The 18,152-nt window shown below is 70.8% G+C and carries 17 protein-coding genes; 9 read left to right on the plus strand and 8 right to left on the minus strand.

Annotation, left to right across the window (positions count from 1 at the left end; translation table 11 throughout):
- Positions 1 to 709: 709 nt before the first annotated feature.
- From C6N31_RS20840 to C6N31_RS20850, 3 genes are all read right to left on the minus strand, one after another.
- A complete protein-coding gene (locus C6N31_RS20840) occupies positions 710 to 1,393 on the minus strand; it encodes a DedA family protein (RefSeq protein WP_164296685.1) in 684 nt (227 codons plus the stop codon).
- 231 nt (positions 1,394 to 1,624) lie between these two features.
- Positions 1,625 to 3,232 (minus strand): alkaline phosphatase D family protein, encoded by a 1,608-nt coding sequence (locus C6N31_RS20845; RefSeq protein WP_138357703.1) that lies wholly within the window; start codon positions 3,230 to 3,232, stop codon positions 1,625 to 1,627.
- 72 nt (positions 3,233 to 3,304) lie between these two features.
- On the minus strand, positions 3,305 to 3,955 hold the full coding sequence (locus C6N31_RS20850; protein ID WP_138357708.1) for an HNH endonuclease family protein: 651 nt from the start codon (positions 3,953 to 3,955) through the stop codon (positions 3,305 to 3,307).
- A gap of 476 nt (positions 3,956 to 4,431) precedes the next feature.
- On the opposite strand from C6N31_RS20850, the gene C6N31_RS20855 reads away from it, so the two are divergent.
- Positions 4,432 to 5,184 carry an ABC transporter permease gene (locus C6N31_RS20855; protein WP_232485469.1) on the plus strand — a complete coding sequence of 251 codons (753 nt, stop codon included), beginning with the start codon at positions 4,432 to 4,434 and terminating at the stop codon, positions 5,182 to 5,184.
- Between the two features lie 202 nt (positions 5,185 to 5,386).
- On the plus strand, positions 5,387 to 5,968 hold the full coding sequence (locus C6N31_RS20860; protein ID WP_138357701.1) for a TMEM165/GDT1 family protein: 582 nt from the start codon (positions 5,387 to 5,389) through the stop codon (positions 5,966 to 5,968).
- 19 nt (positions 5,969 to 5,987) lie between these two features.
- Here C6N31_RS20860 and C6N31_RS20865 read toward each other — a convergent pair whose 3' ends face one another.
- The 3 genes from C6N31_RS20865 to C6N31_RS45610 form a co-directional block, all read right to left on the minus strand.
- Positions 5,988 to 6,650 carry an HAD-IA family hydrolase gene (locus C6N31_RS20865; protein ID WP_138357700.1) on the minus strand — a complete coding sequence of 221 codons (663 nt, stop codon included), beginning with the start codon at positions 6,648 to 6,650 and terminating at the stop codon, positions 5,988 to 5,990.
- Positions 6,651 to 6,793: 143 nt separating this feature from the next.
- On the minus strand, positions 6,794 to 7,354 hold the full coding sequence (locus tag C6N31_RS20870; protein WP_198357992.1) for a hypothetical protein: 561 nt from the start codon (positions 7,352 to 7,354) through the stop codon (positions 6,794 to 6,796).
- A 28-nt stretch (positions 7,355 to 7,382) separates the two neighbouring features.
- Positions 7,383 to 8,384, minus strand: coding sequence for a peptidoglycan-binding domain-containing protein (locus C6N31_RS45610; RefSeq protein WP_198357962.1), 1,002 nt, complete (start codon positions 8,382 to 8,384; stop codon positions 7,383 to 7,385).
- A 211-nt stretch (positions 8,385 to 8,595) separates the two neighbouring features.
- On the opposite strand from C6N31_RS45610, the gene C6N31_RS20880 reads away from it, so the two are divergent.
- From C6N31_RS20880 to C6N31_RS20905, 6 genes are all read left to right on the plus strand, one after another.
- Complete coding sequence (locus tag C6N31_RS20880) at positions 8,596 to 10,647, plus strand: MFS transporter (protein ID WP_138357698.1); 2,052 nt, start codon at positions 8,596 to 8,598, stop codon at positions 10,645 to 10,647.
- Between the two features lie 158 nt (positions 10,648 to 10,805).
- Positions 10,806 to 11,465 (plus strand): hypothetical protein, encoded by a 660-nt coding sequence (locus tag C6N31_RS20885; RefSeq protein WP_138357697.1) that lies wholly within the window; start codon positions 10,806 to 10,808, stop codon positions 11,463 to 11,465.
- 111 nt (positions 11,466 to 11,576) lie between these two features.
- Positions 11,577 to 12,164, plus strand: coding sequence for a hypothetical protein (locus C6N31_RS20890; protein WP_198357963.1), 588 nt, complete (start codon positions 11,577 to 11,579; stop codon positions 12,162 to 12,164).
- Positions 12,165 to 12,319: 155 nt separating this feature from the next.
- Entirely contained in the window at positions 12,320 to 13,555 is a 1,236-nt protein-coding gene (locus C6N31_RS20895; RefSeq protein ID WP_138357695.1) for a helix-turn-helix domain-containing protein, read from the plus strand.
- 186 nt (positions 13,556 to 13,741) lie between these two features.
- Complete coding sequence (locus C6N31_RS20900; RefSeq protein ID WP_187144861.1) at positions 13,742 to 13,885, plus strand: hypothetical protein; 144 nt, start codon at positions 13,742 to 13,744, stop codon at positions 13,883 to 13,885.
- On the plus strand, positions 13,882 to 15,066 hold the full coding sequence (locus C6N31_RS20905; protein WP_244809158.1) for a methyltransferase domain-containing protein: 1,185 nt from the start codon (positions 13,882 to 13,884) through the stop codon (positions 15,064 to 15,066). Before C6N31_RS20900 ends, C6N31_RS20905 begins: the two co-directional genes overlap by 4 nt.
- Before the next feature lie 70 nt (positions 15,067 to 15,136).
- Here the strand turns inward: C6N31_RS20905 and C6N31_RS20910 are convergent, their stop codons facing one another.
- Both C6N31_RS20910 and C6N31_RS20915 read right to left on the minus strand, forming a co-directional pair.
- Entirely contained in the window at positions 15,137 to 15,478 is a 342-nt protein-coding gene (locus C6N31_RS20910) for an antibiotic biosynthesis monooxygenase family protein (RefSeq protein WP_138357694.1), read from the minus strand.
- Positions 15,479 to 15,508: 30 nt separating this feature from the next.
- Positions 15,509 to 16,744, minus strand: a complete 1,236-nt coding sequence (locus C6N31_RS20915; RefSeq protein ID WP_138357693.1) for a cytochrome P450 — start codon at positions 16,742 to 16,744, stop codon at positions 15,509 to 15,511.
- A gap of 228 nt (positions 16,745 to 16,972) precedes the next feature.
- Here C6N31_RS20915 and C6N31_RS20920 point away from each other — a divergent pair, with 228 nt between their 5' ends.
- Complete coding sequence (locus C6N31_RS20920) at positions 16,973 to 18,142, plus strand: steroid 3-ketoacyl-CoA thiolase (RefSeq protein WP_138357692.1); 1,170 nt, start codon at positions 16,973 to 16,975, stop codon at positions 18,140 to 18,142.
- The last annotated feature ends 10 nt before the right edge of the window (positions 18,143 to 18,152 follow it).

An 18,152-nucleotide genomic window follows, 5' to 3' on the forward strand; every position in this document is an offset into this window, starting at 1 on the left:
GAGGTGCGGACTTGGTGGTGGTCGCCAGATTCCGGGCAGCAGCCGTATCAAGGCTGGTGTGCGCCGAGTTGTTGTCCGGGGCGCCCGGGGTGCTGAGAGCGGCGGCCTGGCCCGCATCAACCGACATGCGTATGTCCTTCGCATTAGGGGGTGGGGTATGCGGCCTCATTCTTTTTCGTCACCCTTCGCGCTGGGTATCGCTGAATCGAGTGAGAATGAATCGTAAAAACGCCAGAGTCGGGGAATGGGAACATATGACCGATGGGGACAGTGTCCGCATATGACAAGTTATGGTGCGGGCGGCCTTTGCGGCGGCCAACTGGCCCTTGCCGGGGCGGTGTTCCGATTCTGTCTGGGTGAGCACGGAGATGATCGGAATGGGTCCGGAAGGGCGTCATTTCCGCACTTCTTTGACGGATTCGGCGGCCTAGCAGGTCCGCCGCGTAATTTCCCGCCGAGCATCGAACTGATGCCTGGCGTCCGTGCTGCCGGACCGACCCCGGCCGGCCCCGCACCTCGGATATTTTTCCGTTCCCTTACTTGTTCGCGTACGTGTCCGCGGACGTGATCGCCTCGGCGACGGCCGCGGGGTGGTCGAGCATCACCAGGCGGCCGGCGGGGGCGGCGCGCGCTCGCGCAGGGCGGGCCCCGGAAGTCAGGGGCTGCGCGATGTGCCGGGCAGGGGTGGTGCGGGGGGCGTGGGGCCGGCCTACAGCGCTTCGACGACCGCGCCGCGGTCGGTGGCGGCAGCGGGCTGCGGGGGGATCGCCAGCGGCACGGTGGTCAGGGCCGCGGCCATCGCGGTCCGGCGTCCGCGGCGGAAGACATACGCGGCCAGCGCGCCGGTGCCCACCAGGGCGACCAGCGACATGAAGGTGCCGAGCCAGCTCGCGCCCAGCCACTCACCGCCGAGGTAGCCCAGACCCACGCTGTACGTCGCCCAGGCCACACCGGCCACGGCCGACCAGGGCAGGAACTCCTTGGGCCGGCGGTGCGCCACGCCCGCGCCGAGGCTGACCACGGAGCGGCCGGCCGGTGCGAAGCGGGCGAGCACGACGAGCGAGCCACCGCCCCTGGTCAGCACCTCTCCCAGTCGTTCCTGGGCGGTGGAGAGCCTGCGGGACTGTGCCATGCGGCGGTCGAACCAGTCACCGCCGCGCCAGGCCAGCCGGTAGGCGGCGATGTCGCCGAGGCAGGAGGCGATCGCGGCGCACACCAGGAGCGCGACCACGTCGAGCATGTCGCCGCCCGCACCGGTGGTGCCCGCGGTCGCCGCGCTTATCACCAGCACCCCGCTGGGCAGGATCGGCACGAACACATCGAGCAGCACGGACAGCGCGACGAGTACGTAGATCCATGGCCAGTCGAACAAGGAGCCCAGACCCTCGAGCACCGTGCCTCCCCGTCCGACATATTGCCTGTTGGCGTATGGGCGGATCTACATCCGCTCCCAGCCGTACAGCGTACGCCAGAGGGGGTGGCCGGCACCGGCGAGGGGTACGTGATGTTGTAGACACGGTGTGGGGAATATCCCGGACACCGCTTGCGGGGCGGGCGGAGAACCAGCTGATGGCGGTGTGCGCCGCCGCCCGGCCGCGCGCCGGCGGACGACGGATCGCACCGCTCATGTCCGCCGGTGTGTCGACGGCTCGAACGAGCCCTTCGGACCGGCCACCCGGAGGTCGAGCAGGCGGCCGCGCAGGGTCAGGGTCATCAGCTGGTTGCCGAACCAGGGGCCGCCCAGGCGCGTCCAGCGGATGACGGACGCGGGGAGCCGGCCGTGCCGGGCGAGGGCGCGGCCGATCCAGCGGCCCGGCCGGCTCCAGCCGACGCGGAAGCCCAGCCGTATCGCCGCGGGGACGCTGTTGTGGATCGGCGAGCAGGTGAGCTGGAGGACGCGGCTGCCCACCGGGCGCGGCCAGTGCGCCTCGGCGATGTACGCGTGGTGCACATCGCCGGACAGGACGCAGATGGTCGCGGGCGCCCGCGGCCCGCTGCCCACCTCGGCGAAGAGGCCGGCGAGCGCGTCGAAGGAGGTGCGGAACGCCGCCCAGTGCTCCAGGTCGGCCGCCTGCCGCAGCTTCTCGCCGCGCTCCGCCCACCGCGGGCCGCGCACCCCCCGGCAGAGCGCCGCGTCCCACTCCTCGGCGGCGTGCACGGCGTGCGGCAGCAGCCAGGGCAGCGAGCTGCCGACCAGGAGATGGTCGAACGAGCCGTCGGACAGCGCCTGTTCGCGCACCCACCGCCACTCGCCGTCGTCGAGCATCGAGCGCCGGTCCTCCTCCAGGACGCGGGCGGCCCGGGAGTCCACCATCAGCAGCCGGACGCGTCCGAAGTCGCGCCGGTAACTCCAGCGCACCGAAGCGGCGTCGGCGTCGGCGCGGGCGGCGAAGGCCCGGACGGCCTCGGTGCCGTCGGCGGCGGCGCGCACCGTGGCGAACAGCTCGTCGGCGGCCAGCTCGGCGGGGGAGAGGTTGCCCAGGTGCTGATGGACCCAGTACGACATCAGGCCGCCGAGGATGCGCTCCTGCCACCAGGGTGTGCCGCGGATCTGTCCGAGCCACGCCTCCGAGGTGTTCCAGTCGTCGATCACATCGTGGTCGTCGAAGATCATGCAGCTGGGGACGGTGGACAGCAGCCAGCGCACCTCGGGGTCGAGCCAGGATTCGTAGTAGAGGTGGGTGTACTCCTCGTAGTCCGCGACCTGGTCCCAGGGCGGATCGGAGAGGTCGCGGCGGCGGGCGAGCCAGCGGCGGGTGGCCGCCGAGGTCTCGTCCGCGTAGACCTGGTCACCCAGCAGGAGCAGCACGTCCGGGCGGGCGGCGCCGTCCCGCACGATCTCCTGGGCGAGGGAGTCGAGGGCGTCGGGGCCGACCGGGTCGCGGGTGTGGTGCGCGGGCGCCGCCCAGCGGCAGGAGCCGAAGGCCACCCGCAGCGGGGCGCTGCCGCCCGCGGCGGTATGGATGGTGCTGGGCGGGAACGGGGAGCCGGGCAGCGGCCACACCTGTCGGCCGTCGAGGTGCACGGCGTACGGCGTCCCGGCGCCGGGACGCAGCCCGGTGACGGTCACCAGCGCGTAGTGGTGCCCGGCGACCTGCCAGGTCCTGGCGGTCCCGCCGCCGTCCCCTTCGCAGGCGACGACCGCCTCGCACGGGCGGTCCGCCTCGATCCAGACGGTCGCGCTGTCCTCGCCCACGTACCGCAGCAGTGGACCCAAACGCAGCTCAGCCAAGGTGACCGGCCTCCCCTCCGTCGCCCAAGACTACGGACGACGGAGGGGAGGCGGGAGTTGTGCGTCAGGCCGTCAGCAGCCGTTGAGGATGGAGGTCAGGGCGCTCTTCTCCGCCGAGTCGACGGTCAGGGAGTACGAGTACTTCACCCAGACCCACATACGGGCGTAGGTGCAGTGGTACGAGGCCAGCGGCGGCAGCCACTGGGCCGGGTCCTTGTCGCCCTTGGCCTGGTTGACGTTGTCGGTGACGGCGAGCAGCTGGGAGTGGGTCAGGTCGTTGGCGAACGCCTGCCGCTGGGCGGTGGTCCAGCCGGCGGCGCCGGAGCGCCAGGCCTGGGCGAGCGGGACCATGTGGTCGATGTCGACGTCGGAGGCGGCGGTCCAGGTGGCGCCGTCGTAGGGGGAGTGCCAGGTGCCGCTGACGGCGGCACAGGAGGAGTCCTGGACGACGCCCGTCCCGTCGCGCTTGAGGACGACCTCCCGGGTGTTGCAGGCGCCGCTCTGGGTGATCCAGTGCGGGAACTTGTCGCGGCTGTAGCCGGTGGACGATCCCTCGGCCTGCACGGTGAGTGCGGCCAGTTCGGTGCGGGCGGTCGCGGCGCTCGGCGGCGTGGGGGGTGCGGCCTGGGCGGTGGTGGGGGCGACGAGCAGACCGAGTGCCGCGGCGATGGCGGCGAACGCGGTGAGCACGCTCACGCGTCGACGCGCGTAGACATTGCGTATCCGGGACATGCGAACTCCCTGTGGGGGTGAGGGTGGTTGCGGGCGTGTCCTAGGTCGTGTCGTCGCAGTCCCGTCTGGCCGGCGGGGCCTGGCACGCACGCTCGCGGCGTTGTCCTCGGTCGCCGATGCTCCGCACGGACTCCCTCCTCCGCCTTGCGATCGCACGCACCAGACCCCGCCGGCCCCGCCCTAGCGGGCGGACGACGCAACTTTGACGACACTCCCCGGCCCGGCCAGGGTGACGGGCCCGGGTAAGCGTGCCGGGTCCGGATTGCCTGCCGAGGTGCGGCAGGTTACAGGTTGGCGACATGGGCACGTCATGTCGAGGGGTGGCGCACCGTCAGTTCCGTTGGGTTCCCGTCGTACCCGCCTACAGTGACCCCGTGCTCGCCGTCGTGTCCGCCGCCACCACGTCCTCCGCCGGTACCGCGGCCGGCGCCACTCTCCCGGCCCTGACGTCCGCCGCCGCCACCTCACTGCTGCCCGTCGACCGCACCCTCGGCGTCGTGCTGGCCGTCCTGCTCGTGGTGGCCACCGGGGTCGCCGCGTACGCCCATCTCGCGGACGAGCGGGAGAACTACGCACGCGGGATCGCCGTCGCGGGGCTGCGCGCCGCGCTGCAGCTCGCGGTCGTCTCGCTGCTCATCGGCTGGGTCGTCCGCTATCTGCCGGCGCTGCTCGCCTTCGTCGGCGTCATGTACGCGGTCGCGGTGTGGACGGCGGGCCGCCGCATCACCGACGACCGCAGCTGGCGGTGGGCGGCCGTGCCCATCGGGGTGAGCGCGCTGCCGGTCGTCGCGCTCCTGGTGCTGACCGGCCTCGTGCCACTCGACGGCATCGCGCTGATCCCCGTCGCGGGCATTCTCATCGGGGGCGCGCTCACCGCGACGGTCCTCGGCGGGCGCCGCGCGCTGGAGGAACTGCACAGCCGGAACGGCGAGGTCGAGGCCGCCATGGCGCTGGGCTTCGAGGACCGGGACGCCCGGCTGGAGATCGCCAGGCCCGCCGCGTCCGGCGCGCTGGTGCCGGGGCTCGACCAGACGCGGACTGTGGGACTGGTCACGCTGCCGGGGGCCTTCGTCGGCATGCTGCTCGGCGGGGCATCACCCGTGATGGCGGGGGCCGTTCAGCTCTTCGTGCTGGTCGCGCTGCTGGTGGTGCAGGCGGTCGCGGTCTCGTCGGTCCTGGAGCTGGTGGCCAGGGGCCGGCTGACCCGTCGCGTAGAATAGGTGGCGCAGAAGGGGAGTAGCTCTTCGCCGGACCGTCGACATACTGCTCAGATCCTGAGCCGGCGCCCGGAGGCACGGTGGGTTTCCCACCGGGCCAGCGAGACCTTCGGCCGCAGCGTTTTCCATGGACGCTGTCGAGCCGAAGCGACCCCTTTTCCCGGCGCTCTCGGTGCGGCAGCCCGACCGATGAGGATCCCGCCCCGTGTTCAGCTTCACCGTCGCCGCCATCGTCTTCGGCGTCGTCTTCCTGGCAGAACTGCCCGACAAGACCGCGCTCGCCGGCCTCATGCTCGGCACCCGCTACCGCGCCTCGTACGTCTTCTGCGGTGTCGCCGCCGCCTTCGTCGTCCATGTCGGCCTGGCCATCGCGGCGGGCAGCGTACTGACCCTGCTCCCGCACCGCTGGGTGCAGGGCGTCGTCGGCCTGCTCTTCCTTGCGGGCGCGGCCATGCTGCTGTTCAAGAAGGACGATGACGAGGAGGGCGTCCGCGAACCCGCCGACCAGAGCTTCTGGAAGGTCGCGGGCACCGGCTTCATGCTCATCCTGGTCGCCGAGTTCGGCGATCTGACGCAGATCATGACCGCCAACCTCGCCGCCCGCTACGACGATCCGGTGGCCGTCGGCCTCGGCGCCGTTCTCGCGCTGTGGGCGGTCGCCGGGCTGGGGATCTTCGGTGGGCGGCTGCTGATGAAGCGGGTGCCGCTGGCGCTGATCACGAAGGTCGCCGCCGCCGTGATGGTGCTGCTCGCCGTGTTCAGCCTCTACGAGGCGATCGCGGGCTAGCGGGACGGGTGGGCGGCGCTCAGCCGATGTGGACCAGGAGGCCGCCGTCCGCGGTGGCCTCCACCCGCACCTGCTCCAGCGAGTCGACGTGCGCGGTGGGCGCGTGGACGGCGGCGCGCGGGCCCACGCCGATGACACGCATCCCGGCGGCCTTCGCCGCGGCGATGCCGACCTCGGCGTCCTCGAACACGATGCAGTCCTCGGGGGCGAAGCCCAGCTCCGCGGCGCCCTTCAGGAAGCCCTCCGGGTCCGGCTTGCTCGCGCTCACCCGCTCCGCGGTCACCATGACCTCCGGCATCGGCAGCGCGGCGGCGCCCATCCTCGCGCGGGCCAGTGCCTCGTCGGCGGACGTCACCAGGGCGTGCGGCCGGCCGGCGAGCGACGCCAGGAAGGCGGGCGCGCCCGGGACGGGCACGACACCGTCGAGGTCGGCGGTCTCCTCGGCGAGCATCCGCCGGTTGTCGGCGAGGTTCTCCGCCATCGGGCGGTCCGGCAGCAGCACCGCCATGGTGGCGTGGCCCTGCCGTCCGTGCACGACCTGCAGCACCGCCTGCGCGTCGAGTCCCTGCGCCTCGGCCCAGCGGCGCCAGCAGCGCTCGACCACGGCGTCGGAGTTCACCAGGGTGCCGTCCATGTCGAGGAGCAGCGCTCGGGCGGTCAGGACGGACGGCGTGGACGGCATACGGACTCCTTAGAAGTACTCAGTGGCCCCGCCCGCCGGTCAGGGGAAACGGGCGGAGCCACTTTGTTTCTCTACGATACAAAACAAGGCCCCGGTTGGCCAGCGGCCCCCGTTCCTTGCCGCTGGAGGCCCGGAACGATGGCCTACGCCTCCTCGACGTACTGGAGCAGGCCCCAGGTGAAGTGGGCGATGCGGCGGGTGCCGGCCGAGGGATCGCCGAAGGCGAGCCGCCAGCGGGTGGGGGCGCTGCCTTCCAAGGGTGTCGCGGGCCGCAAGGCACGGGCGACCTCGTCGACGGTGCAGGACCACGGGACGAGGTCGTCGGGACTCTCCAGGACCGGGGCCGGGGCGCCCGGGGCGCGGATGAGCCACTCGTTCCACACCGCGCCGCCGCCGGGCGCGCACAGCACCTCGAAGCGCAGCTCGGGCCAGAGCGGTACGGGCCACAGCAGGGCCTCGCAGCTCAGATCCCCGATCCGGCGGACGATCGTGCTCTCGGGCGGCCCGAGCACGGCACGGTAGCGGCGTTCACCGCCCGGGGAGTGCCGCCCGTGCAGCCGCGCCTGCCAGCGGCGGTTCGCCTCCCGCAGCTCCGCGCGGGACGCGCCGAGCGTACGGAGCGCCTCCTCGACCAGCTCGGGCCGGTGGTCCGCCATCCGCCGCAGCAGGACGAGTTGGAACTGACCGGGCCCGAATTCCTCCATCGCCACGCCACGATCCTCGCAGACGCGGCTACCAGGAGGTCTGCCCCTCCAGCGCGGTCCGGGTCGCCGGGCCGTAGACACCCTCGGGATCGCTGGTGATCCCCATCCAGAACTGGAACGTCGCGACGGCGTCCCTGACCCCCGTGTCGAAGACGCCGTCCGCGCTGCCCATGTAGACGTAGGCGCGGCGCAGCCGCTGCTGGAGGTCCCTGACCTGGGTGCCGGTGTCACCCATGTGCAGCGCCGGCGTCGCGAGCGTCGGGTGGTTCGTGGGAGCGGGAGTGCTGCTCGGGGTCGCGTCGGGGCCGGGCACCACCGGGTCGCCCACCGGGGAAGGGGGCGCGGACGGGGTCGCCGACACCGGGGCGACGGTGGCCGGTGGAGTCGTCACCGGGGTGGACGGGGCACGGTGGGTCGCCGTCGGCGAGGCCGTGGGCGCCTTCCCGTGGGCGGCGGTCGGTGCCACGGCGGCCATCGCGTCGCTGGTGGGCAGGACGACGTCGGGGACGCTGCTGCTGTTGTCGGGCAGGGCCCGCTCCGGCCGGTCGGGCGTGCTCAGCAGCTGGTTGGCGACGGCGACCGCGCCGGCGGCCATCGCCGTGGCGGCCACGGTGGCAGCCGCGACGACCAGGCCCCGTCTGCGGCGGCGGGGGCGGCGGCGCCGGCCGCCACGGTGCTGACCCGGGCCCTCGGCGTCGCTCCAGTCGGAGTGGCCGGTGCGGTCCAGCAGCAGCCCTGACTCATGGGGGCCCGCAGCGGACAGGTCTGCCGGATGTCCGCGACCGTCCTCGGCCGGGTATGCGAGAGCATCGTCCGCCGGGTATTCGAAGCCGTCGTAGGTGGCCGGGAACATCCCCACGTCGGTGGCGGCCGGGCGGTACGCGGCCGTCCCGATCAGCGGCTTGACCGTCGACTCGGCGGGCCCGGTGCCCGGCTCCGCCACGTATGGCCGAACGCGCAGCGGGTGGAAGCCTTCCGTCGCCGCGAGCGCGATCTGCCGTTCGGCCGACCGGGCCGCGGCCGTGGCCACACCCGGCTCCGGTCCCTCTTCCCCCTCCGGCGCCACTGGGCTCCCCTCCCACAAACGGTCCTCGGATACCTCAAGACGCAGTGATTATGCCGCCGCGGGCATGCCGTGCCCAGGTCTGTCCAGCACGACCGGGGGTCCATAGAGCGCGAAACCGGAGCGAATAGTGTGAATATTGATTCGCGATCAAGCGGCGCGACGCGAGGAGCACGGCATGGCGCAGGAGACCACGGCCCCGACCGGACCGCCGACCGCCCCCGGCGAGATCCAGGACCGGCGATCGGTGCGCATCGCGATCAGCGCCCTCGCCCTCGGCATGCTGCTGGCCGCGCTGGACCAGACGATCGTGTCCACCGCCCTGCCGACCATCGTCAGCGACCTGGGCGGGATCGAGCACCTGTCCTGGGTCGTCACCGCGTATCTGCTCGCCTCGACGGCCGCCACCCCGCTATGGGGCAAGCTCGGCGACATGTACGGCCGGAAGAAACTCTTCCAGACCGTCATCGTGATCTTCCTGATCGGCTCCGCGCTGTGCGGTATCTCGCAGAACATGCCGCAGCTGATCGCCTTCCGCGCCCTCCAGGGCCTGGGCGGCGGCGGTCTGATGGTGCTGTCGATGGCGATCGTCGGCGACATCGTGCCGCCCCGCGAGCGGGGCCGCTACCAGGGCGTGTTCGGTGCGGTGTTCGGCGCGAGCAGCGTCCTCGGGCCGCTGCTGGGCGGGGTGTTCACCGAGCAGCTCTCCTGGCGCTGGGTGTTCTACATCAACCTGCCGATCGGCGTCGTCGCGCTGGCCGTCATCGCGGCCGTGCTGCACATCCCGGTACGCCGCACCACGCACCGCATCGACTATCTGGGCATGGCGCTGGTCGCCGCCGCCGCGACCAGCCTGGTGCTGGTGACCTCGCTCGGCGGCACGACCTGGCCCTGGAGCTCGCCGAAGATCATCGGGCTGACGGTGCTCGGCCTGGTCCTGGTGGCCGTGTTCATCGTCGTCGAGCGCCGTGCGGTGGAACCGGTGCTGCCGCTGCGGCTGTTCCGGATCCGCACCTTCTGGCTCGTCTCGGTGATCTCCTTCGTCATCGGCTTCGCGATGTTCGGCGCGATGACGTACCTGCCGACGTTCCTGCAGGTCGTCCACGGCTTCTCACCGACGCTGTCCGGTGTGCACATGATCCCGATGGTGATCGGCCTGCTGGTGTCCTCCACCGGCTCCGGGCAGATCGTCAGCCGCACCGGTCACTACAAGATCTTCCCGATCCTCGGCACCGGGATCACGGCCATCGGCCTCCTGCTGCTGCACCAGCTCGACGAGTTCACCAGCACCTGGGTGATGAGCCTGTACTTCCTGATCTTCGGCCTCGGCCTGGGCCTGGTCATGCAGGTGCTGATCCTGGCCGTGCAGAACTCCGTCGGCTACGAGGACCTGGGCGCCGCCACCTCCGGCGCGACGTTCTTCCGTTCCATCGGCGCCTCCTTCGGCGTCTCGATCTTCGGCACGGTCTTCGCCAACCAGCTCAACAGCAAGATCGAGGTCCTGGTCGCGAACACGCCGCTGCCGCCCGGCTTCGACCCGTCGCTGATCTCCTCCGACCCGCGCGCCGTGGAGTCCCTGCCGGCCGCGATCCACGGGCCGGTGGTGCACGCGTACTCCGAGTCGATCACCACCGTGTTCCTGTGGGCGGTGCCGGTCACCCTGATCGCGTTCGTGCTGGCCTGGTTCCTCAAGGAACAGCCGCTGCGCGGTTCCGTGACGGTGCCGGACGCCAGCGAGACCCTGGGCACCAACCCGGTGGAACGGTCCTCGATCGAGGAGATCGCCCGCGGGCTGTCGGTGCTCGGCAGCCGGGAGGCGCGCCGCGACCTGTATGTGCGGATCACCAAGCTGGCCGACCTCGACATCCATCCGGCGTCCAGCTGGCTGCTGTTGCGGATGGCCAAGGGCGGCGAGACCGACCCGGTGGAGCTGGCCCGGCGCACCACCGTGCCCGCCGACGTCATCGAGGAGGCGGCCGTGGAGGTCGAGACCCGCGGACTGGCCGTGCGGGACGGCAATCCGCTGGTCCTCACCGACAGCGGCCGGGCGATGGCCGCGCAACTCGGCGTGGCCCGGCGGACCGTCCTCGGCGAGCTGCTCGGCGACTGGGACCCGGAGCGGCACGCGGAGCTCGCGGCGCTGTTGACGAAGCTCAGCGGCGACCTGTGCGGCGGCGACACCGACCGCCTGGAGAAGGGGCGCCCGGCGACCGGCGGCGCCACGGCCTGACGCTCCCGGCCCCCGGGCCCCGACGCCCGCCCGGCCCTCGCCGGGCGGGTGTTCGACGTTTGGGCACCCGCTTTCGGGCAAGCCGATCGATGAGCCGGCAACGAAGCACACCCTGTCCGTCGACCCGTAGAAGACCCGCAGAAACGGGAGGCATTCCCATGTCCACTGGCGTGATCATCGCCATCGTCGTGGTCGTCATCGTTCTGGCCGCCGCTCTCACGACCGTGCTGCTCCGGCCGGGAGGGATGGGCGGCAGGAGCCTGCACCGCCGCTTCGGGCCCGAGTACGACCGGGTCCTGCGCCGCCATGACGGCGACACCAAGGCCACCGAGAAGGAGCTCTCCGAACGGCTGAGCCGGCACGGGGACATCACCACCCGTCCGCTGCCGACGCAGGCCCGCGAGGAGTACACGGCCCGCTGGGCCGCCGTGCAGGAGCACTTCATCGACTCGCCCGCGAAGGCGCTCGGCGAGGCCGACACGCTGATCGGGGACCTGGTCCGCGACCGCGGCTTCCCGGACGCGAAGTCCGGCGAGCACTTCGACGCGCTGTCCGTGCACCACGCCCGTCATCTGCAGGGCTACCGCGACGCCCATGAGATCGCCGGGCGGCGGGGCGGCGACGACGGCACCTCCACCGAGGAGATGCGGGAGGCGCTCGTCCGGGCCCGCGCGATGTTCGAGGAGCTCGTCCGGGCCGACACGAACCGCGCGCCGTCGAACCGCGACGCGGACCCCGACCGCCCCGACGAGCCGGCCGCGGTGAAGCCGCACGGCAGCGGATCGCGCCTCGGAGTGCTCGGCCGCCGGCAGAACTGACGGACCACCGCCGGTATCCACCGCACCGCAGGACCGGGGCCGTCAGCCCCTGCCATGAGCCATGAGCCATGAGTCGTGAGTCATCAACGAAGTGTCAGGAGTGCAGGGACGATGAACGAAGGCCAGGACCAGACCCGCGAGAGCGCCGTACCCGACCGGAACCCCGCCCAGAGCCCCGACGAGCCGCCGCGCCCGCCGCGCATGGCCGATCCGCGCAAGGACGAGGCCACCGCGGCACGCACGAGCGAGGCCCCCCGTACGAGCGAGGCCAAGCGGGTAACCGAACCCACGCGTACGACCGAACCCACCCGTACGACCGAGGCCCCGCGTACGACCGACGCCTCGCGCACCAGCGACGCGACGCGCACGAGCGACGCCGCCCGCGCAGGCGAGGGCGCCGGACTCCGCACCACCGAGACCCACAGCGCCCGCCACAGCGGGCCCGCGGGCGCCGGTGACGGGCTGGAGGAGCGGTTGCAGCATGCGATGGGCACGTTCGTGGACGAGCCGCGCAAGTCCGTCGAGGAGGCCGACGCCGTCCTCGAGCAGGTCGCCCGGCAGCTCACCGAGAAGCTCGCGGAGCGCCGCCGGACCCTCCGGTCGACCTGGCAGAACGACGACGCCAAGGCCGACACGGAGGAACTGCGCGTGGCGCTGACGCACTACCGCGATCTGACGCAGCAGCTCCTCAGCATCTGAAGCGGCCGACCGGGCAGCCGGGCGCACAGCTGCGAGAGCAGCTGGGACGCGGGGCCTCGTTTGCCGCGGGCTTCACCCTTGGAGCCCCTCCGGATCACCCCGGAGGGGCTCTTCGCCTTCGGTCAAGCGGCGTACGCTGAACGGGAGGTGATTCGATGTCATCGCTGCGAGAGAACGTGCGCACCCATCGCCGCCGGACGGGCATGAGCCAGGAGCAACTCGGCGAAGCGGCCGGTCTGTCGGTGGGTGTGGTGCGCAAGGTCGAGCAGGGCGGCAACGTCCAGGTCGAGACCATTCACCTGCTCGCGAGGGCGCTGGGCACCACTACGTCCAGCCTCTTCGCCACCGGGTCGCCGGAGCCTGTTCGTGCGAACCCGGGCGACGGCCCGAAGCTGATGGAGCTGCGCCGAGCGCTCATGCCGCCCATCGGGCTGTCGGAAGTGCTCACCGCACCTGATCAGACCCCCAACCCCGCGACCATCCAGCGAGACATCGACGACTCGCACAGCCTTTACCAGGCGGACCGCTATGACTCGGTTGCCAAGAAACTGCCCGCCATCCTGCGTTCCGCCGAGGCCGCGGTCGTGCTCGCTGAGGACGAGGAGGCCCGCCGGCGGGCCATCGTCCTGCGCGCGAGCTCCTTCCTGCTCGCCGGCAAGTACCTGACGCAGGTACGGCGGTACGACATGGCCTATCACGCACTCTCCCAGGGCATCCGGGACGCCAGGGAGGCCGGACAGACGCTGATTGCCGCTACAGGCGTCGTAGGCATGGGCTGGCTGCTCCTGCGCCAGGACCGGTTCGACGAAGCCGAGCGCTTGGCGACCGTCACGGCTGAGGAGATCGAACCGCGGATCTCCAGTGCGACACCAGGTGAGTTGGCGGTGTGGGGTGAGCTGCTCCAGCGCGTCGCCTCGGCCGCGATGCGCAACAACCGCCCGGATGTGGCCAAGGAAGCGCGGCGCATGACCGCGACAGCTGCGAGCGCGCTGGATGTCGAGCACGTCGACTTCCGGGAGCATTGGACCACCTTCGGGCCGGTGACCGCCGAGGCGAAGGCGATTGAGGACCTCTCCCTGATCGGGGACGCCCGAGGGGTGCTCCGCCGGGCTGACGAAGGCCCCGTGGGAGCAAAGGCGCTGAAGCGGTTCGGCCGGCCGAGTGCGAACAACTGGGACCGACACCGACTCGACGTCGCGAGGGCCCACGCGAAGCTGGGATCACATCAGGACGCGATGGATGAGCTCAACGCGATCCTCCGCAGCTCGCCGGAGTGGTTGAAGCATCAGTCCATGGCGCGGTACATCATGGAGGACATCCTGTCGCACCGAAAGCGGACGCTGACCACAGACATGCGGGACATGGCCGCTCACCTGGGCGTAACCGGGTAACTACTACGCGGTGTGGCACTTCCCGTCGATCCGCCGGAGAAGCACCACGCTACGTGTCTGTTGCATCTCTCTGTGTAGCCATAACTTCGTACTCGCGGCGCAGGACCAGCAGGCCGGAAGCGGAATCAGCGAACTGGCCAAGGGGCTGGAGCATTTGCACCGGCAGAGCGAACGAAGGAGCGACGCATGACGAGTCTGTGGGCCACCGCCCCCACCTGGGGCGGGGACGATGACAAGGACAAGCACCCGGGTACCCCCTGGACCCCGCCGAAGGACCCGCCCAGCCCTGACGGGGGAACCCCGCCCGGCGATGGGAAGCACAAGAGGTGACGCTCAACTCCGCGCAGGTGGAGCGCCCCAGCCGCAAGGAGCTGGGGCGCGTCCTCCTGGAGACGCAATCGATGACGTCGGACTGGGCGCCGACCTTCGCGGCGGTGGACCGGGCCGCGTTCCTGCCGGATCTGATGTGGCCGTTCGACATGGAGCGGGGGACCAGCGTCTGCGTGGACCGCAGAACGGACCCCGGCACCTGGTACGCCGCGGCGGACAGCGACATTCCCATCGTGACCCAGTGGGATGACGGGAAGCACACCGGCACGGCGCCAGGCGATGTATCCACCAGTTCCTCGTCCATGCCCTCTGTCGTCTACGAGATGCTCCTGGACCTGGACCTGGACGCGGGCATGAAGGCGCTCGACGTGGGCACCGGCACGGGCGAGACGGCCGGTGCACTGACGCACCGTCTTCGCGGTGAGAACGTCACCACGATCGAGGTGGACCGCGTCGTGTCCGCACGTGCCCGTGAACGGCTGTGCGCAGCAGGTCTGTACCCGGTGGTGGTCATGGGCGATGGGTTCGCCGGATGCGCGGAGCGGGGCCCGTACGACCGCATTCTGGCTACCGTCGGACTCCGGGAGATTCCTGGTGCCTGGATCGAGCAGACCCGTCCGGGCGGACTCGTCGTCGCCCCGTGGGGGACGCACTTCTCCAACGCGGATGCCGTGGTCCGTCTGGTGGTGAAGGACGGCAAGGCGATGGGGAACTTCACGCGCCCCGTGGAATTCATGAAGCTCCGAGCTCAGCGGTTGTCCCGCCCTGACCACGACGACTACCTCGCCACGGGCTCGATGAATGACGCCGACACGTCCAGTACGACGATCACTGAAGCCGAGTTCGTCACCGGTCGATACACCGCCGCCCGGTTCGCCCTCGGCCTTCGCGTGCCCGACTGCTCGCAGGCCGTGGCCGACAAACGTGACGGCGCGCGGCCCGTCTGGTTCTACGGGCTGAGCGACAGATCCTGGGCGTGCGTCATGTTCCGGGACGCGGAGAAAGAGGCGCGCGTCTGGCAGTCGGGTCCGCGCCGGCTGTGGGACGAAACGGAAGCGGCATACCGGTGGTGGGTGGCGCAGGGCGGCCCTGAGCACACACGGTTCGGGCTCACCGTCACGCAGGAGGGCGAGAGCGCCTGGCTCGACGACCCCTCGCAGTTGGTACGGCCGAGGGACTGACGCTCGGCCGGCGGAACGAAGGACGCTCCCCAGCCGTCAAGGCCGGGGAGGGCGGCCGGGAAACGCGTGGTCAGCTCTTGGGAGCCGTCTGCTGGACGACCTCGAACGACCACAGGGCGGAGTCCGAAGCGGCCGGTTTGGGCCGCTCGGCTCCGCCCTCGCCCGTGCCCGCACCACCGCCGTGCGCGCCCGGACCGCGCATCGAGGTGGACATCCAGTTCTTGAAGTCCTCCTCGCTGCGCCAGCGCGTGTACACGAGGTACTGGTCGGTGCCTTCGACCGGGCGCAGCAGCTCGAACCACTCGAAGCCGTCGGAGTTCTCGACGGAGCCGGCACGCGCCGCGAACCGCTTCTCCAGCGTCTCGCGCATCTCCGCCGAAACGGTCAGGGCATTGATCTTCACGATGCTCATGACCTCATCCTGCCGTATGCGCCGGCCGGCTCAGCCCTCGTAGCTGACCTGCATCTCCTTGACGCCGTTGATCCAGGCGGAGCGCAGCCGGCGGGGGTCTCCGACCAGCTTGATGTCGGGCATCGCGTCGGCGATGGCGTTGAACATGAGGTCGATCTCCATGATCGCCAGGTTCTTGCCCATGCAGTAGTGCGGGCCGCCGCCGCCGAACCCCAGGTGCAGATTGGGTTCGCGGGTGATGTCGAAGCGCTCGGGGTGGTCGAAGACCTCGGGGTCGTGGTTGGCGGAGGCGTAGAACATGCCGACGCGCTGGCCCTTCTTGATCTCCTGGCCGCCCAGCACGGTGTCCCGGGTGGCGGTGCGCTGGAAGGACGTGACGGGGGTCGCCCAGCGGACGATCTCCTCGGCGGCGGTGCTCGGCCGCGTCTCCTTGTAGAGCTCCCACTGCTCGGGATGGGTGAGGAAGGCGTGCATGCCGTGGGTGATGGCGTTGCGCGTCGTCTCGTTCCCGGCGACGGACAGCACGAGGACGAAGAAGCCGAACTCGTCCGTGCTGAGGTTGCCTTCGTCCTCGGCTGCGACGAGTTGGCTGACGATGTCCTTGACCGGACACTCCTTGCGGGCGGCGGCGAGGTTCATGGCGTACGAGATCAGCTCCATGGCCGACTCGGCGCCCACCTCCTCGGTGATGGCCAGCTCGGGGTCGTCGTAGGCGATCATCTTGTTCGACCAGTCGAAGATCTTGGTTCGGTCGTCCTGCGGGATGCCGATCAGCTCGGCGATGGCCTGCAGCGGGAGTTCGGACGCGACCTCGGTGACGAAGTTGCCCGTCCGCCGGCCGCGCGCCTCGGCGACGATGCGGTGGGCGCGGTCGCGGAGGGTCTGTTCCATCTGGCGGATCGCGCGCGGAGTGAAGCCCCGCTGGACGATCTGCCGGACGCGGGTCAGCTCGGGCGGATCCATGTTGAGCATGATCAGCCGCTGCATCTCGATCTGTTCGCGGGTGATGTGCTCGTTGAAGCGGATGACCGCGGTGTTGAGGAACGACGAGTAGACGTCGGGGTTGAGCGAGACCTCTTTGACGTCGGCGTGCCGGGTGACGACCCAGTACCCCTCGTCCTCGAACCCGGCGGCATTGAGGGGCTGTTCGTTCCACCACACGGGGGCGGTCTGCCGCAGCTGCGCGAGTTCGGGGAGCGGTACCCGCTGCTCGTACACGTCCGGGTCTGTGAAGTCGAAGCCTTCGGGAAGCGCTGGGCAGGGCATCGGCCACTCCATGTCTGACGGTCCATCAGATATGGCTCGAAGGTAGTAACCAGTTCTACAAGTGGCAAGGGGAATGACCGTGTGGATTGGGTGCGGGCCCATGGAGGCTTGTGCACGAGTCTTGCGCGCCGCGCTCCATGGGTAATAAGACTGCAGACAGAACTAGTACGCGTTCTAGTTCTGCCGGAGGCGCCGGGACGCCGACCGGTCGAGGAGAGGACGAGATTCATGGCCGCTGAACCCGTCATCGTCGAAGCTGTACGCACGCCCATCGGCAAGCGCGGAGGCGCGCTCGCCAATCTGCACCCCGCCTACCTGCTGGGTGAGACGTACCGCGAACTGCTCGGCAGGACCGGGATCCAGCCGGACGCCGTCGAACAGGTCGTCGGCGGCACCGTCACCCACGCCGGCGAGCAGTCGATGAACCCCGCACGCAACGCCTGGCTCGCCATGGGACTTCCGTACGAGACCGCCGCGACCACCGTGGACTGTCAGTGCGGTTCCTCGCAACAGGCCAACCACATGGTCGCGAACATGGTGGCCGCCGGAGTGATCGACATCGGCATTGGCTGCGGGGTGGAGGCGATGTCCCGGGTGCCGCTCGGCAGCGGTTCCAAGCACGGGCCGGGCAAACCGTTCCCCGACGAGTGGAACGTCGATCTGCCCAACCAGTTCGAGGCCGCCGAGCGGATCGCCCGGCGGCGCGGGCTGACCCGGGAGGACGTCGACCGGCTCGGCCTCATCTCGCAGGAGCGGGCCGCCCGGGCCTGGGCGGAGGAGCGGTACAAGCGCGAGACGTTCGCGGTGCAGGTCCCCACCAACGAGGAGGAGCAGCAGGCCGGTCAGGGCATGTGGCGGCTGGTCGACCGCGACCAGGGCATGCGGGACACCACCATGGAGGGCCTGGCCAAGCTGAAGCCGGTCATGCCGACCGCCGTGCACACCGCGGGCAACTCCTCGCAGATCTCCGACGGCGCCGCGGCCGTCATGTGGGCCTCCAAGCGCATGGCGCGGGCGCTCAAGCTCCGCCCCCGCGCCCGGATCGTCGCCCAGGCACTCGTCGGCTCCGACCCGCACTACCACCTGGACGGCCCGGTCGACGCGACCCGCGCGGTGCTCGGCAAGGCCGGGATGACGCTCAAGGACATCGACCTCATCGAGATCAACGAGGCGTTCGCGTCCGTCGTGCTGTCCTGGGCGCAGGTCTTCGACCAGGACCTGGAGAAGGTCAACGTCAACGGCGGCGCGATAGCCCTCGGTCATCCGGTGGGGTCGACGGGGGCGCGGCTGATCGTGACGGCGTTGCACGAGCTGGAGCGCACGGACAAGGAGTTCGCGCTGATCACGATGTGCGCGGGCGGTGCGCTGGCGACGGGCACGATCATCCAGCGGCTGTAGCCGGGGCTCC

This window comes from Streptomyces fildesensis (assembly GCF_016107395.1).
GTDB lineage: Bacteria > Actinomycetota > Actinomycetes > Streptomycetales > Streptomycetaceae > Actinacidiphila > Actinacidiphila fildesensis.

Bases quoted from the DNA above. Each gene is read 5' to 3' on its own strand.
- C6N31_RS20910 (WP_138357694.1), bottom strand. From the start codon at position 15,478: ATGAGCATCGTGAAGATCAATGCCCTGACCGTTTCGGCGGAGATGCGC.
- C6N31_RS20900 (WP_187144861.1), top strand. From the start codon at position 13,742: ATGACGAGTCTGTGGGCCACCGCCCCCACCTGGGGCGGGGACGATGAC.
- C6N31_RS20880 (WP_138357698.1), top strand. From the start codon at position 8,596: ATGGCGCAGGAGACCACGGCCCCGACCGGACCGCCGACCGCCCCCGGC.
- C6N31_RS20895 (WP_138357695.1), top strand. From the start codon at position 12,320: ATGTCATCGCTGCGAGAGAACGTGCGCACCCATCGCCGCCGGACGGGC.
- C6N31_RS20890 (WP_198357963.1), top strand. From the start codon at position 11,577: ATGAACGAAGGCCAGGACCAGACCCGCGAGAGCGCCGTACCCGACCGG.
- C6N31_RS20920 (WP_138357692.1), top strand. From the start codon at position 16,973: ATGGCCGCTGAACCCGTCATCGTCGAAGCTGTACGCACGCCCATCGGC.
- C6N31_RS20870 (WP_198357992.1), bottom strand. From the start codon at position 7,354: ATGGAGGAATTCGGGCCCGGTCAGTTCCAACTCGTCCTGCTGCGGCGG.
- C6N31_RS20865 (WP_138357700.1), bottom strand. From the start codon at position 6,650: ATGCCGTCCACGCCGTCCGTCCTGACCGCCCGAGCGCTGCTCCTCGAC.
- C6N31_RS20885 (WP_138357697.1), top strand. From the start codon at position 10,806: ATGTCCACTGGCGTGATCATCGCCATCGTCGTGGTCGTCATCGTTCTG.
- C6N31_RS20915 (WP_138357693.1), bottom strand. From the start codon at position 16,744: ATGCCCTGCCCAGCGCTTCCCGAAGGCTTCGACTTCACAGACCCGGAC.